This window comes from Micromonospora sp. SCSIO 07396, assembly GCF_053667945.1.
Map to the genome: position 1 here is coordinate 6,462,004 of NZ_CM132210.1, position 14,669 is coordinate 6,476,672.

13 protein-coding genes are annotated in these 14,669 nt (G+C 71.4%); 8 read left to right on the forward strand and 5 right to left on the reverse strand.

The features are described from left to right. Position 1: 1 nt before the first annotated feature. The 5 genes from ACWCHM_RS28555 to dnaA form a co-directional block, all read right to left on the reverse strand. The gene (locus tag ACWCHM_RS28555; protein ID WP_307821167.1) at positions 2-754 is read right to left on the reverse strand and encodes a DUF721 domain-containing protein; all 753 of its coding nucleotides are present in this window, start codon (positions 752-754) and stop codon (positions 2-4) included. Beyond that, positions 744-1,877 (reverse strand): DNA replication/repair protein RecF, encoded by a 1,134-nt coding sequence (gene recF, locus ACWCHM_RS28560; protein ID WP_454220526.1) that lies wholly within the window; start codon positions 1,875-1,877, stop codon positions 744-746. Before recF ends, ACWCHM_RS28555 begins: the two co-directional genes overlap by 11 nt. 16 nt (positions 1,878-1,893) lie before the next feature. Beyond that, positions 1,894-2,766: a phosphogluconate dehydrogenase (NAD(+)-dependent, decarboxylating) gene (gene gnd / locus ACWCHM_RS28565; RefSeq protein WP_204958374.1), complete on the reverse strand. Its 873-nt coding sequence runs from the start codon at positions 2,764-2,766 to the stop codon at positions 1,894-1,896. 40 nt (positions 2,767-2,806) lie between these two features. Further along, positions 2,807-3,940, reverse strand: coding sequence for a DNA polymerase III subunit beta (gene dnaN / locus ACWCHM_RS28570; protein ID WP_088643664.1), 1,134 nt, complete (start codon positions 3,938-3,940; stop codon positions 2,807-2,809). 784 nt (positions 3,941-4,724) lie between these two features. Then, complete coding sequence (dnaA, locus tag ACWCHM_RS28575; protein WP_204958373.1) at positions 4,725-6,533, reverse strand: chromosomal replication initiator protein DnaA; 1,809 nt, start codon at positions 6,531-6,533, stop codon at positions 4,725-4,727. A 636-nt stretch (positions 6,534-7,169) separates the two neighbouring features. Here dnaA and rpmH point away from each other — a divergent pair. The 8 genes from rpmH to ACWCHM_RS28615 all read left to right on the forward strand — a co-directional run bounded on the left by rpmH (position 7,170) and on the right by ACWCHM_RS28615 (position 13,350). Next, positions 7,170-7,307 carry a 50S ribosomal protein L34 gene (rpmH, locus tag ACWCHM_RS28580; protein WP_007073824.1) on the forward strand — a complete coding sequence of 46 codons (138 nt, stop codon included), beginning with the start codon at positions 7,170-7,172 and terminating at the stop codon, positions 7,305-7,307. Positions 7,308-7,336: 29 nt separating this feature from the next. Beyond that, positions 7,337-7,768, forward strand: coding sequence for a ribonuclease P protein component (gene rnpA, locus ACWCHM_RS28585; protein ID WP_204958372.1), 432 nt, complete (start codon positions 7,337-7,339; stop codon positions 7,766-7,768). 44 nt (positions 7,769-7,812) lie between these two features. Beyond that, positions 7,813-8,052, forward strand: a complete 240-nt coding sequence (gene yidD / locus ACWCHM_RS28590; RefSeq protein ID WP_204925644.1) for a membrane protein insertion efficiency factor YidD — start codon at positions 7,813-7,815, stop codon at positions 8,050-8,052. A 3-nt stretch (positions 8,053-8,055) separates the two neighbouring features. Next, the gene (gene yidC, locus ACWCHM_RS28595) at positions 8,056-9,051 is read left to right on the forward strand and encodes a membrane protein insertase YidC (protein ID WP_204958371.1); all 996 of its coding nucleotides are present in this window, start codon (positions 8,056-8,058) and stop codon (positions 9,049-9,051) included. Positions 9,052-9,262: 211 nt separating this feature from the next. Further along, positions 9,263-9,841, forward strand: a complete 579-nt coding sequence (locus ACWCHM_RS28600; RefSeq protein WP_145922477.1) for a Jag family protein — start codon at positions 9,263-9,265, stop codon at positions 9,839-9,841. Positions 9,842-9,959: 118 nt separating this feature from the next. Next, positions 9,960-10,661 (forward strand): 16S rRNA (guanine(527)-N(7))-methyltransferase RsmG, encoded by a 702-nt coding sequence (gene rsmG / locus ACWCHM_RS28605; RefSeq protein WP_454223199.1) that lies wholly within the window; start codon positions 9,960-9,962, stop codon positions 10,659-10,661. 265 nt (positions 10,662-10,926) lie between these two features. Further along, on the forward strand, positions 10,927-12,273 hold the full coding sequence (locus tag ACWCHM_RS28610) for a ParA family protein (RefSeq protein WP_454220529.1): 1,347 nt from the start codon (positions 10,927-10,929) through the stop codon (positions 12,271-12,273). Between the two features lie 27 nt (positions 12,274-12,300). After that, positions 12,301-13,350, forward strand: coding sequence for a ParB/RepB/Spo0J family partition protein (locus ACWCHM_RS28615; protein ID WP_204958369.1), 1,050 nt, complete (start codon positions 12,301-12,303; stop codon positions 13,348-13,350). The last annotated feature ends 1,319 nt before the right edge of the window (positions 13,351-14,669 follow it).

Consider the following 14,669-nt stretch of genomic DNA (forward strand, 5'->3'; position numbering starts at 1 on the left):
CTCAGCCGTAGGTGTCGCGCGGCCCCCGACCGCGCACCCGGCGCGGACCGCGCGACCAGGACGGTGCCGCCGGCCCGTGGATGTGCAGCTTGCGGACCACGTTGTGGCCGACCTCCCCGGCGATCCGCTTCAACAGCGATCCGGCGAGCAGCCGCAACTGGGTGGCCCACGCGGTCGAGCGGGCCTCCACGGTCAGCTCGCCGTCCTCCAGCTTGACCGGGCGGCTGTGCTGGGCGATCTCCGGCCCGACGACCTTCTCCCAGGCGCCAAAGACGGTCGCCTCGGCCGCCGGTTGCTGCCAGCCCCGGGCCTTCATCAGCCGTTCCAGCACCGCGCCCAACGGCTGCGGGTCACGCGGGTCCGGTCCCGGCCCCGAATAGCCGCGCAGCCGTCGCCCACCGCCGTCGGCCGCGCCGGTCACCCCCGGCCGCCGGTTACGGGCCGCCGACTCCCGCCGGGCCCGCGCCGCGTCCAGCACCGCCCGTGCCAGTTCCGGCCCGCTCGCCTGCGCCGCCCCGGCGTCGGCACCCGACGCTCCGCCGGAACCCGCACCACCACCGGCCCCGTCGCGGCCCCGCGAGGTGGCCTCCGAACCACCGGCCCCGGCGTCCGCGCCGGTCCCGGCCGGTCGGCCCCGCGCGCCGTCCGCACCCCCACCGGCTCCCCCGGGGGTACGCGCACCGCGTGCCCCGCCCGGGGCGGTGCGCCCCGGGCGGCCCGTCGACCCGGCGGGCTGCTCCGGTTCAGTCGACACGACGCACCGTCCCCTCCCCGACGGCGTACCGGGTGCCGCGCAGGGCCACCGGGACGTCGTCGTCCACCGCACAGGTCACCAGGAGCTGACCGGCCCCGCCGACCAGTTCGGCCAGCCGTTCCCGGCGGCCCGTGTCCAGCTCGGCGAAGACGTCGTCGAGCACCAGCACCGGTTCGATCCCGTCGGCGCGCAGCAGGTCGTACCCGGCCAGCCGCAGCGCCAGCGCGTACGACCAGGACTCGCCGTGGCTGGCGTACCCCTTGGCGGGCAGCGGGCCAAGAGTAAGCACGAGGTCGTCGCGGTGCGGCCCGACCAGCGTGGTTCCCCGTTCGATCTCGGCCGACCGGGACTCGGCCAGCGCGGTCGTCACCGCCTCGGCCAGCGCCTCCCGGTCGGTGCCCACCCCGGTCAGCTCCACCGACGGCCGGTACGCGATCCCCGCCGCCCCGGTGCCCGCCGCCACCGCGTCGTACGCCTTGGCCACGTGCGGGGTGAGCGCGGCGACCAGTTCCAGCCGGCCGGCGAGCAACTCGGCCCCGTGCCGCGCCAGGTGGGCGTCCCAGACCGCCAGGGTCGACAGGTCACCGCCGCGCGACCCGCCCGTCTTGCGGGCCAGGTACGCCGTGCGCAGCAGGGCGTTGCGCTGCTTGACCACCCGGTCGTAGTCGGCGCGTACCCCGGCGTACCGGGGCTGCCGGAGCACCAGCAGGTCGTCGAGGTAGCGGCGGCGTTCAGCCGGGTCGCCCCGGACGAGTTCCAGGTCCTCCGGAGCGAACAGCACCAGTCGCAGCGCGCCGATCACGTCCCGGGCCCGCCGGGCCGGGGAGCGTCCGAGCCGGGCCCGGTTGGCCTTTCCGGGGACGATCTCCAGCTCGATCAGCAGTTCCCGGCCATCGTGCACCACCGCGCAGCGGATCACGGCGGCGCTCGCCCCCAGCCGGACCAGGGGGGCGTCGGTGGCGACCCGGTGCGAGTCCAGGGTCGCCACGTAGCCCAACGCCTCGACCAGGTTGGTCTTGCCGACACCGTTCGCGCCGGTCAGGACGTTCGGCCCCGGCTCCAGATCGACGCCGACCCGCTCGTACGAGCGGAAGTCGACCAGTTCGAGCCGGCGGACGTACACAGCCTGTGGATGCCGCTCAGCGCTTGTGCACGGCGTGCCCGCCGAACTGCTGACGCAGCGCGGCGACCGCCTTCATCGCGGGCGAGTCGTCCTGCCGGGAGGAGAACCTGGCGAACAGGGCGGCGGTGATGACGTTGAGCGGGACGGCCAGCCGGATCGCCTCGTCGACAGTCCAGCGCCCCTCACCGGTGTCGTCGGTGTACCCGGTCAACGTGGCCAGGTCCGGGTCCTCGTCCAACGCGCGGTCGAGCAGGTCGAGCAGCCAGGACTGGACGACGGTGCCCTCCCGCCAGGACTTGATGATCCCCGGCACGTTCGTCACCATCTCGGCGGCGGAGAGCAGCTCGAAACCCTCGGCGTAGGCGTGCATCAGGCCGTACTCGATGCCGTTGTGCACCATCTTGGCGTAGTGGCCGGCACCGACCGGGCCGGCGTGCACGAAGCCGTGGTCACCTGCCGGCTTCAACGCCTCGAAGATCGGCATCAGGTGGTCGACGTGCTCCTGCGCGCCACCGACCATCAGGGCGTAGCCGTTCACGTTGCCCCAGACCCCGCCGGAGACGCCGACATCGACGTAGCCGATGCCCCGGGCGGCCAGCCGTTCGGCCCGGGGGGCGTCGTCGCTGAACCGCGAGTTGCCGCCGTCGATGATGATGTCGCCCTCGCCCAGCACCTCGGCGAGCGCGTCGATCGTCGCGTCGGTGACGGCGGCGGGGACCATCACCCAGACCGCCCGGGGTGACTGCAGCTTGTCGGCCAGTTCGGCGAGGCTCGTGACGTCGCTGCGGTCGGCGTTGCGGTCGTAGCCGACGACCTCCTGGCCGGCGGCGCGCAACCGCTCGCGCATGTTGCCGCCCATCCGGCCGAGTCCTACCAGGCCGAGCTGCATCTGCTCCTACCTCCGTGCGTCCGGGTGCTGCCGGTGCCGATCAGCGGGACACGCGGATCGGCATGATGAGGTACCGGTACCCAGGGATGACCTCGCCATCCTCACCTGCGGGGGAAATCACCGCCGGCTTGAAGGCGTCCACGAAGCGCAGTAGGGCGTACTGGGCCCCCAGGTTGGCCAGGCCGTCGATCAGGTACTGCGGGTTGAACCCGATGGTCAGCGGCTCGCCGGTGAAGGTGGCCTCCATGGCCTCGCTGGCGCGGGCCTCCTCGGTGCCGCCGGCCTCGACGACCAGCCCGTCGGAGCTGAAGCTGAGCAGCACCGGGGTGGTCCGCTCGGCGACCAGGGCGACCCGCTTGACCACCTCGATCAGGGTGCTCACCGGCACCCGGGCCTCGGCGTTGCTGGTGGCCGGGAAGAGCGAGCGGACCGGCGGGTAGTTGGCCCCGTCGAGCAGCCGGCTGGTGGTGCGGCGGGTGCCGCCGGAGAAACCGATCATGCCTTCGCCGGCGCCGCCCTGGGACAGCGCCATGGTGACCTGGCCGCCGAGCGGGCCGAGCGCCTTGGCGGTGTCGTTCAGGGTGCGGGCGGGAACGAGCGCGTTGATGCTGATCTCGGGGTCGTCCGGGTTCCACTCCATCTCGCGCAGGGCGAGCCGGTAGCGGTCGGTGGCGAGCATCGCCAGGGTGCCGCCGGAGAGTTCCAGCCGGACGCCGGTCATCATCGGCAGCGTCTCGTCCCGGCCGGCGGCGATGGCCACCTGGCCGACGGCGGCGGCGAACGCGGCGGCCTCCACGGTGCCGGCGCTCTCCGGCATCTCCGGCAGGGCCGGGTAGTCCTCCACCGGCATGGTGGGCAGGGTGAACCGGGCGCTGCCGCAGACCAGTTCCAGGTGGGCACCGACCGCGGCGATGTCGACCGGCTTGGCCGGCAGCGCCTTGGTGATCTCGGCGAGCAGCCGGCCGGAGACGAGGGCGGCCCCGTCGGCGTCGCCCTGCACCTCGACGGTCACCTGGCTGGAGACCTCGTAGTCGAAGCCGGAGACCTGGAGGTTGCCGTCGGTGACCCGCAGCATCACCCCGGCGAGCACCGGTACGGACGGCCGGCTGGGCAGGCTCTTCGCGGTCCACGCCACCGCTTCGGCGAGCGCGTCGCGCTCCACTCGGAACTTCATCAATGCCTCCGCGTCGACGTCAGCGACAACTCTCTCATGCCGACCGCTGCCCACCGTCCCGCCCGACCGTGCGGGTACCCATCGCACCTTAGGGCGCGTGGGCATCGGCTGTGCGCCCGACCCCGTGCTTCCGGTGCCGGGGCGACTGCCGACGGCAGCGCTGCGGCCCGATCCACAGGAAGTCCAACGGTGATGATTGGTTTTTGATTCTTCAGAAGAGATAACTCATCGTCTTCATCGCACCTGTGCAAACTGTGGGTAACTCGCGTCGTCGCAGCTCAGACACGTTATCCACCGGTGGGTTCGCTGTGGAGAACCGGGGGGTAAACCCCCTGCGCCCTCCACAGGCACCCGGTGTCCCCAGAGTTGTCCACCGTTGTCCACCGGTTGTCCACCGGTAATCCACCGGGTTTACCCCCAGCGCTGTGGACAACCGGTCGGGCCCGGACCGCCGTCGTCCCCAGAACCTTCAACAGGTTGCCCACAGGCCCACCGTCGTCGGTGGACAACGCCGAGGTTGTCCCCAGCCGTCCACAGCACTGTCCCCAGGGTTTGTCCACAGTCTGTGGGTAACCGGCTCCGGACGGAGCGTGGTTATCCACCGGTTGTGGAACAGGGGGTGTGGACAACCGGGTGGTCCTGTGGACAACGACGACGCCGTCATACCCCGATCGTGGCCCCTCGACCCGGTCGAGGGTCAACCTCGCCGGGGCGTACCGCCACGCAAACGCCCGGCCGAGAGGATCGGCCGGGCGTCGGTGGTGCAGCGGGAGTGGCGTACGTCTCAGGTGTTCTGCTTGATCCGGTTGGTCAGCTCGGCGATCTGGTTGTAGAGCGAGCGTCGCTCCGCCATCTGCTGGCGGATCTTCCGGTCGGCGTGCATCACGGTGGTGTGGTCCCGGCCGCCGAACGCCTGCCCGATCCGGGGCAGCGACAGGTCGGTCAGCTCCCGACAGAGGTACATCGCCACCTGGCGGGCGTTCACCAGCACCCGGGAGCGCGAGTGCCCCCGCAGGTCCTCCAGGCTCACCCCGAAGTACTCCGAGGTGGAGACCATGATCTGGTCGGCGGTGATCTCGGGCCCGGTGCCGTCGGGGATGAAGTCCCGCAGCACCTCCTCGGCCAGCGACAGCTCGACGTTGGAGCGGGTCAGGCTGGCGAACGCGGTGACCCGGATCAGCGCCCCCTCCAGTTCCCGGATCGAGTTCGACACCCGGGAGGCGATGAACTCCAGCACGTCCGGTGGGGCGTACAGCCGCTCCTGGGCCGCCTTCTTCTGCAGGATCGCGATCCGGGTCTCCAGGTCGGGCGGCTGGATGTCGGCCAGCAGCCCCCACTCGAACCGGGTCCGCAGCCGGTCCTCCAACGTCGCCAGCTGTTTCGGCGAGCGGTCGGACGTGATCACGATCTGCTTGTTCGCGTTGTGCAGCGTGTTGAAGGTGTGGAAGAACTCCTCCTGGGTCCGCTCGCGGTTCTCCAGGAACTGGATGTCGTCGATCAGCAGGATGTCGACGTCGCGGTAGCGGCGCTGGAACGCGCTGGTCTTGTCGTCCCGCAGCGAGTTGATGAAGTCGTTGGTGAACTCCTCGGTCGAGACGTACCGGACCGAGCGGGCGTTGCCGAGCGTCTGGGCGTAGTGCCCGATCGCGTGCAGCAGGTGGGTCTTGCCCAGCCCCGAGCTGCCGTAGATGAACAGCGGGTTGTACGCCTTGGCCGGTGACTCGGCCACCGCGACGCTCGCCGCGTGGGCGAACCGGTTGGACGAGCCGATGACGAACGTCTCGAACATGTACTTGGGGTTGAGCCGGTTGCCGCTGGACTCCGTACCGCCGGGGCGTCGGTCACCGGCACCGGGGCGGTGGTCGACGCCGGCCCGACCGGGCCCGCTGTCGGTGGTGCCGTCGCGGGCCAGGCCGCGCGGACCCTGCGGGTCACGCGGCGCGCGCCCCTGGTCCCGGTACGCGGGCTCGTAGCCGCGCGGGTCGGCGTCCGGCCCGGGAGGGCGGTGGCGTTCCTCGACCCCGTGCCGCTCAGGGGCGGGGTGGTGCGGCGGGGGCTCGGCGAAGGCGACGCCGAAGAGGGTGTCCTGGCCGCCGTCGCGGCTCACCGGTACCTGGGGCGGGCGGTGCCCGTCGCGCTCCGGCGGCCCGGCCGGTGGCGGCTCCTCCCCGGCCTGCTCCGAGGGCCGGGCCTCCCGCTGGTACGGCGGCGCGGGGTCGTCGTAGGCCGGCGACCGGAAGCCGGGATGATCGTCGACGGACGGTCCGGTGACCACCGGGGCGGCCTCGGGTCCGCTGCGGTAGACGGTGCCGGCGGGTCGCCCGGAGGCGTCCTCGGCGATCCGCACGGTGACCGCGACCTGGATCGGGCGGCCCAGCCGACGGGTGAGCGCCTCGGTGATGGCCGGCCGTAACCGGGACTCGATGACGTCCCGGGTGAAGGCGTCCGGCACCGACAGCAGGGCGGTGTCCTCGACGATCGCCCGCAGCCGGGTCAGCCGGAGGTAGGCGCGCTGCTGGGCGGAGATGATCTCGTCGGCGAGTTCGTCCGTCGCCGCGGTCCACACCGCGGCAAGGTCGATCGTTCCGGCCACCGTCGTGCCACCCCCTCGCCTCTGCTCCCGGCCGCCGCTGTGGTCCAGCGGATCGTGCCGGGCCCGCCACCGCGTTCGAGCGGGTGGTTCCTCTCACCCACCGGACGGCTGACCGGCCGGCATCCACAAGTTATCCACAGCCTGTGTGTACCGACCGATTGTGGCCGCCCGCCGGACGCGGGTCGGACCTGCCCCCCTTGTCGCGAGGGCGTTGAAGCGGGTTCACCGTGCCGAACGATTCACTGCCGGGTCCGGTCTTGCGCTCCGAACGACAACCCGGACCTGAAGCTGACCGCAAACGCGCACGGTAACAGCGACGGCGGGCCGCCATCAACCGACACCGCCCCGACGCCCCGTCGGAACCGGGACGCTGGGCCGGATCGGCGGCGGTGCCGACCTGCGGAGCCGCAGCCCAGGGCGGTTTGACGGGCATTGCCCCCCTGCGTAGGCTGGAGGGGCTGCTCTGTCGCCCTCTGCTAGGGTGATGGGTGCTCGCTGTCCGTGGTCGCCGCCTCGCCCGCCGAGGTTCCGTGCCGCCGGGCAGCACCGATCGGAGGCCACCACCGAGGTGGTCTGGTCCATCAAACGACCCCGGGCGAACCCGCACCGGGGACGTACGAAAACGGAGAGCCTGACGTGAGCAAGCGCACCTACCAGCCGAACAACCGCCGGCGCGCGAAGACCCACGGCTTCCGGCTGCGCATGCGCACCCGGGCCGGCCGCGCCATCCTGTCGACCCGCCGCGCCAAGGGTCGCGCCCGCCTGTCGGCCTGAGGCCGACCGGTCCGGCGACGTGGACAGTCGTGCTGACGGCCGCACAACGACTGCGGCGTAGCACCGACTTCGCCGCAGCGGTCCGGGGTGGTCGACGCGTCGGTCGCGGCGCGGTCGTCGTGCACCTGACGCTGCCGGCGGCCTCCACATCCACCGCGGCCACACCCATCGGGACAACCTCGCCGGAGCCGGCGCGGACCACCGACCCGGAGTTGATCTCCGAGTCGAGCCGCGCCGGCTTCGTCGTGTCCAAGGCCGTCGGCCCCGCCGTGGTCCGCAACAAGGTCCGCCGCCGGCTGCGGCACCTGGTCCGCGAGCGGCTGGCCACCCTGCCCGCCGGCAGCACCCTGGTGGTACGCGCCCTGCCCACCGCGGCCGGGACGCCGTACCTCCGGCTGGCGGGCGATCTGGACGCGGCCATCGCCGCCGCACGGCAGCCCAAGCCGCGGAGGCCGCGGTGAGCAACAGCCCGATCGCGCCGCCGCGCCGGAGCATGGGTGCCCGGATGCTCAGTGGCCCTATCATCGCGTACCGTCGTTGGATAAGTCCGGCGTTGCCGGCCCGCTGCCGGTTCTACCCGTCGTGCAGTGCCTACGCCCTGGAGGCGGTGACCCGTCACGGTGCACTGCGGGGAGCCGGCCTGACGGTCCGGCGGCTGTCGCGCTGCCACCCTTTCCACCCTGGTGGACACGACCCGGTGCCGGAGCCGGGCCGCCGCCGACGCGCCGACGTGACTGGAGTCTGAGAATTGAGTCTCGACTGGATCTACTACGCGATCTCGTGGATCCTGCTGACCTGGCACTCGGCGTGGGACGCCATCGGGGTGCCTGTCGACGCGGTCCTCGGCACCAACTGGTCGTGGATTCTCGCCATCGTCTTCCTGGTGGTCACCGTCCGGGTGATCCTCTTCCCGGTCTTCGTCAAGCAGATCAAGTCCCAGCGGGCGATGCAGGCGCTCCAGCCCAAGGTCAAGGAGCTCCAGGAGAAGCACAAGGGTGACCGGGAGACGCTCCAGAAGGAGATGATGGAGCTCTACCGGAAGGAAAAGGCCAACCCGCTGATGGGCTGCCTTCCGATGTTCCTCCAGATCCCCGTCTTCCTGGGCCTGTTCCACGTGCTGCGCCGGCTCGACCCGGCCAAGGAGGCCAAGAGCCTCTACGGCTGGACGGCCGAGCAGTTCGACAGCGCCTCCAGTGCCAAGATCTTCACCGCCCCGATCGCCGGCAAGTTCGGCTCCACCGCCGACGAGTTGGCCCGCCTCGGTGCGAACGGCACCACCGTGAAGGTGATCGCCGGCATCCTGGTCCTGGTCATGATGGGCACCACCTACCTGACCAGCCGCCAGATGATCCTCAAGACCGGCTGGGCCGAGGACCCGCAGCAGCGGATGATCCAGCGGCTGATGCTCTACGGCATCCCGCTCTCCCTGCTGGTCTCCGGTTCGATCTTCCCGATCGGTGTGATCATCTACTGGGTCACCAACAACCTGTTCACCCTCGGCCAGCAGCAGTGGGTGCTCCGCAAGTTCCCGCCGCTGGTGACCAACAAGGGGGTCACCGGCACCAAGGCGACGACCCCGGGTGGTCGGAACCCGGTGCAGCCGGCCAAGTCCGGTGGTTTCCTCAACCGGAACAAGCCCGCCGCGCAGGTGCCGGCCAAGCCCGCCGCGCCGAAGGTCGCCGGGCCGAAGCCCGGTGCCAAGCCGGCCAACCCGAAGAAGGGCCCGGCCAAGCGCCAGGGTTGAGCCAGCCGGGCTGCCGCCGGCACGACGGCGGCAGCCTCCGGTACCGCGCAGCCGCCGTGACGGCCGGCGCCGGGCCGGATGCGCCGCGCCCGACGCGGCAGCCGGGACTGCCCCTACCAGACGTGCCCGTGTCGACCGGCCCCCTTCCGCCGGCCGTCCCGGGAGACCAACGGACCCGACGGTCCGGCCGAGCTAGTACGGAGATGACACCGTGACCGACACCAGCATCCCCAGCGCGGACGCCTCGCTCGACGAGGAGACCGTTCCGACCGCCGCGACCGGTGAGGGTGAGCCCGCCGACGGCGGCAGGGAGAAGAAGTCCGCAGGCGAAGGCGAGTTGTTCGCCCAGAGCGAGATCGCCGCCGACTACATCGAGGGCCTGCTCGACATCCTCGACTACGACGGCGACATCGACGAGCTGGTATCCGGTGGTCGTCCGGTCGTCGAGGTGGTCGGCGGCCGGTTGCAGAACCTGGTCGGCCAGCGGGGTGCCACCCTGGAGGCGCTCCAGGAGCTGGCCCGGCTGGCGGTGTTCCGGCAGACCGGTTCGCCGAGCCGGCTCCTGCTCGACGTGGGTGGCTACCGCGCCACCCGGCGTAAGGAACTCGCCGCGGTCGCCAAGAACGCGGTGGAGAAGGTCAAGGAGCACGGTGAGCCGGTCCGGCTGGAGCCGATGTCGGCCTTCGAGCGCAAGTGCGTGCACGACGTGGTCAACGCGATGAGCGGCGTGGAGAGCGAGTCCGAGGGTGTCGAGCCGACCCGACGCATCGTCGTCCGGCCGGCGGACTGAACTGGTGTCCACCGACGACGCCACGACCGATACCGCTGCCGGCCCGGGTGGACCGCCACCCGGGCCGTCGCCCGAGCGGCCCGTACCCTCGGCGCAGGACGCCGCGCTCCCGACCGGGCTGGCCGCCGCCGCGCGGACGCTCTTCGGTGACCGGCTCGACCTGGCCACCGGGTACGCCGAACTGCTCGCCACCGACGCAGTGGTACGCGGCCTGATCGGCCCCCGTGAGGCACCCCGGATCTGGGACCGGCACCTGCTCAACTGCGCGGCCGTCGCCGAGCTGATCCCCGAGGGTGCCAGCGTGATCGATGTCGGCTCCGGTGCCGGACTGCCCGGGGTGGTGCTGGCGATCGCCCGTCCGGACCTCAACGTCGTGCTGGTCGAGCCGCTGGCCCGGCGTACCTCGTTCCTCGTCGAGACGGTGGAACGGCTCGGGCTGGCCAGGACCGTCCGGGTGTTCCGTGGCCGGGCCGACGAGGCGTCCACCGGAGCGAGCGGTGTCGGCCCGTTCACCGCCGACGTGGTCACCGCCCGCGCGGTGGCGCCGCTGGACCGGCTCGCCACCTGGAGCCTGCCGCTGGTCGTCCCCGGTGGGCGGCTGATCGCCCTCAAGGGGGCCTCCGTAGCGGACGAGATCGTCGAACATGCCGGGGCGGTCGCCGCGCTGGGCGGCGGCGAGCCGACGGTACGACTCTGCGGAGCCGGCCTCCTCGACCCGCCCACCACCGTGGTGGAGATCGTCCGGGAGCGGGTGCTCCGCGCTCCTGGCGCGAAGAAGGCCCCGAAGCGGTCGCGTAGCGGTCGCAAGCGCGTCCGCTGAACCCTGACCTGTCGGTCTGGAGCGCCACACGGTGTCACGGACTGCCCGACGGGTGGGGGAGCATCCATCCATCCGACAACGAAGATGGACCCGCCGCGCCCGTCCCCCGTAGGCTGACCGCGCGTCGATAGTGTGGGGCGGGCGGATGTTCGGGGGCACCGGGTACCGATCGCCCCCGCCGGGCCGTACGCCCCGCGGTGTGAGCGCGTGTACGGCAAGCGAGACGGGGTGCGGACCGACCATCCGGAGCGGGTAGGGATGACAGGTGCATGACGACGGCAGGTACGACGACCCACGGGTGAACCGGCCCGAGGGGCCGGGCTCAGGCGTGGACCCTGTTTCACGTGAAACCGACCATCAGCAGGGCTGGACAACCGGCGGGCAGCCCATGATCCGTCCGCCGGAGCACGACCCGGGGGTACGCCGGGAGCCGCCCGCGGTCGGTGCCGCCCGTCCGGTGCCCGAGTCGTACGTGCCACCGCCCCCCGTGCCGGCCGGGCCCGACGGTCGACCGGTCAACGCCCCGGACGACCGGGCGACCACCGCGGTACGACGGAACGCGGGGGCATCCTCGCGCTTCGATACACCGGTGCACGGCAACACGCCACCGGTGCCCGTGCAGCCCTCTCCCGGCGCGGTGCCCGATGCCGTGACCGTGATCGGTGCCCCCGCTCCCGGGGCTGCCGGTGCGGCGCAGGCCGCGTACGTTTCACGTGAAACCCCGACGCGCGAAGAGGATGATCCACCGTTGGCTATGGAGGCGATGCGCGCCGTGCAGATCCTTAATCCGAGTGGCGAGGTGACCATGCCCCGTCCCGAGCGGACCCGGGTGATGTGCGTTGCCAATCAGAAGGGCGGCGTGGGCAAGACCACGACCACGGTGAACCTGGCGGTGGCCCTGGCCCTGCACGGGAACCGGGTGCTGGTGGTCGACCTCGACCCGCAGGGCAACGCTTCCACCGGGTTGAACGTCCCGCACCATACCGGTGTGCCGGACGTCTACGACTGCCTGATCGACAGCGTGCCGCTGGCCGAGGTCGCCCAGGAGGTGGAGGGCATCCCCAACCTGTGGTGTGTGCCGGCGACCATCGACCTGGCCGGCGCGGAGATCGAGCTGGTCTCGGTGGTCGCTCGGGAGTCCCGGCTGAACCGGGCCATCGAGGCGTACCCGGGGCACTTCGACTACGTGTTCATAGACTGCCCGCCCTCCCTCGGACTGCTGACGGTCAACGCTCTGGTGGCCGCCCAGGAGGTGCTGATCCCGATCCAGTGCGAGTACTACGCGCTGGAAGGGCTGAACCAGTTGATAAACAACATCAATCTGGTACGCCAGCACCTGAACCCGAAGCTGGCCGTCTCGACGATCCTGCTCACCATGTACGACCGCCGTACCCGGCTGGCCGACGCGGTGGAACAGGACGTCCGTAACCACTTCGGCGACAAGGTCCTTCAGGCCGTCATTCCCCGCAACGTCCGCGTGTCGGAGGCCCCGAGCTACGGGCAGTCTGTGATGACCTACGATCCCGGATCGCGGGGGGCCACGAGTTACTTCGAGGCCGCCCAGGAGATTGCCGAGCGCGGTGCCAAGGAGCCGGTGATCCGGAATGCGTAGTGCGGACGAGTCGCTGGGAGGCGTCGCATGAAGAACCGTCCACGGGGCGGTCTGGGTAGAGGGCTCGGTGCGCTGATCCCGACCGGGCCTGTGCAGGAGAGCAGCACGGCCACGGCAACCATGCCCGTGGAGGTCGACCCGGCGCGTCCGGTGATCGAAACGTCCGCCGATCCCGTGAGCCCGGCCCTGTCGATGCCCACCCCGACGGTCAGCGCGCCGCCGCCCGAGGAACCCCAACTCAGCCCGGTGCCCGGCGCGCGCTTCGCGGAGATCTCCGTCGACGCGATCGTGCCGAACCCCAAACAGCCCCGGCACGTCTTCGACGAGGAGGCGTTGGAGGAACTGAAGACCTCCATCCAGGAGGTCGGCTTCCTCCAGCCGATCGTCGTGCGTCAGCTCGACGGCGAGAAGTACGAACTCGTCATGGGCGAGCGGCGCTGGCGTGCCGCCCAGGCGGTCGGCCGGGAGAGCATCCCGGCGATCGTCCGGGAAACCAAGGACGACGCGATGCTCCGGGACGCGCTCCTGGAGAACATCCACCGGGCCAACCTCAATCCGCTGGAAGAGGCCGCCGCGTACCAGCAACTGCTGGAGGAGTTCGGCGCCACCCACGAGGAACTGGCCCGCCGGATCGGACGCAGCCGGCCGCAGATCTCGAACACGATCCGACTGCTGAACCTGCCCCCGCAGGTCCAGCGTCGGGTGGCCGCCGGTGTGCTGTCGGCCGGCCACGCCCGTGCGCTGCTCAGCCTCGACGAGTCGGAGGCACAGGAGCAGCTCGCCCTGCGCATCGTCGCCGAAGGACTCTCCGTGCGGGCAACCGAGGAGATCGTTGCTCTGGCGCTCAGCGACGGCCCCACGAAGACGCCGGCCGCCAAGCGTCGGGCCAAGCCGCACGCGCCCGCGTTGACCGACCTGGCCGACCGACTCTCCGACCGGTTCGACACCCGGGTGAAGGTGGACATCGGTCGGAGCAAGGGCAAGATCACGATCGAGTTCGCCACGGTGGACGATCTGGAGCGGATCGTCGGCATCATCGGCGTCGGTGAGGAAGAACAGGCAGAACCCGAGGACTGACGAGAGTCCGGCACACCACGTCCGGCCCGCCGGCACAGCCCCGTCCGCCCGAGCCTGCCCTGATCGTCGTTTCCGGCCGCGTACCCCGAGTGGGTACGCGGCCGGTCGCTTCTCCCGTGGAACTGCCAGTCGGGGTTGCTCGACCGTCCGGCTTGCTGTCGACGGGGGACACGAGGCTCGGCATGGTGCACTCAGGGATTCCCGACCTCCCATGCCGTCGAGGGCGGCGGATGGTCGGTCGACCTGACACCTGCGGAAGAGGACGTCGGCGTTGTCCGCCCGAGCGGACGGTTTCCCGGTGGAGGTCCGCTTCCGGGGTGGCATCAACTCGGCTGCCGCTTCCGGGGTGATCGGTGGCTGCCGCGGGCCCGACTGGCCGTGGCGGCGACGGCGCCCTCTGGCCTACCCCGAGGTCCGTTTCACGTGAAACCCGGGATGCGGCGGCGACGCCCGGCTCGCCGTCACCGCGTGGCAAGCGGTGCTCTGGTGAACGACCAACCAGAGAGAACCAGACCCGACGGGTACGGGCGGTGGCGAGCCAGCGAGCGCCGCGCTTCCGATGTCGGTACGACCGGGCTCCGAAGCAGTGAGGGGGGTGGTCGACGGCGCGCGGGCCTCGGCTGTCCGGTGCGGGTGGCGGGAGTCTCGCCTCCCCCGTCCGATCCGGTGAGCCCTGTGAGGCATGGACGACGACGGCAGAGGTGGAGCCAGCCGCAACCGCAGCGCAGAGATCAGCCCGGGTTGGCTGCTCAGATCGCCTGGGACGCGATGAACGCCGCGCCCCACAACTGGGTCTGTCCGGGAGGCGTGAAGGCCGGCACGATCGAGCTGAGGGGCCCCACGGCGCGATCACGCCCGACCGGGCGTCGAAGGAGTGACCAGAAGGGTCCAACATCGCAACGTTTCACGTGGAACACCGGGTCAAGCGGCATTCATGACCACCCGCCACTCCGCCGAGGTGACTCTCGCCCGCCGCCAGCAACAACCGCGCCGCGACTCCCCACCCGATGACCTGCCGGGCCTACACCCCAGGTTGTCGACCACGCGGCGACCCAGCTACCGCTCACCATCCGGACCGGATCCGCGACGCCACTCCCTTGTCACCACCCGGCTGATCTCCTCGGCGCACCTCCGCGCGCGATCCGACCGATGGCCGGCTCTGACTGCGGGCCGTTGCGGGTGTGGAATCCATCGGCAGCGGCACGTCCATCCGGGTGACGTCGAGACCGGCCGAGTGGTGCGGGGCCGCCCCGCCGAGGACGCGACGCCGGCCCACCTGCACCCTCGAACACGCAACGCGGGGCGCTGTTTCACGTGAA